Here is a 652-nt window from a genome sequence, read left to right on the forward strand (position 1 = left end):
TGGGGTTGGTGCGGGCGCGGGGCCGGCGGCGTACGGATTCCACCCATGTCCTGGCGGCGGTGTTGGCTGGGTCGGGTGGAGTTGGTCGCGGAGAGGATGCGGGCGGCGTTGGAGGCCCTGGCGAAGGTGGACGGACTGAAGTCCCGCCTCATTGCGCTGAACTGCCCATACGTAGCGGCAACGGGTCACCGGCCATGGTCGCCGGTTGGTTCTCATGGTGGTGCCTCCGGCCCACCGTTGAGCTGGGAAAAATAGCCCGATGCCACTTTGCCCCGCCGCCCCTTGTGCGAGTATTGTCGGATTCTTGGCCTTGGGTGCGAGCACCCGCGAGCACCCCGCTCGGTGATGGCGGCAGGGGCGCGTTGCGTCGCCGCCGGCCTGGGCGAAGGGCTTGAGTGCGGTGGTCGGCAACGAGGCAGGCGGTGAGCGCTGCGTTCGGTGCTAGCGGGACGACGGTGCGGCTCAACCTGGGACCGCCCGCTCAAGACATCCCGCATCTCCACTGGCACATCATTCCGCGGTACTTGGGCGACGACCTCAACAGCGCCAAGTCCTCCGAGGTGCCACTGAGCGAGCGCTTGCAGCTCGCGGCGAAGCTTGGCCAACACCTTGTCGGACGGGCTTCGGCCCCGGGTCCACGAGCGAACCGTCG

1 protein-coding gene is annotated in these 652 nt (G+C 68.3%); it reads left to right on the forward strand.

The annotated features are described in order from the left end of the window. Window positions 1-422: 422 nt before the first annotated feature. Window positions 423-652, forward strand: a 230-nt coding sequence (locus E1258_RS34190) for an HIT family protein (protein WP_371688726.1), incomplete at its 3' end; no start/stop codon positions are given.

It is taken from the genome of Micromonospora sp. KC207, from assembly GCF_004348615.1.
GTDB lineage: Bacteria > Actinomycetota > Actinomycetes > Mycobacteriales > Micromonosporaceae > Micromonospora.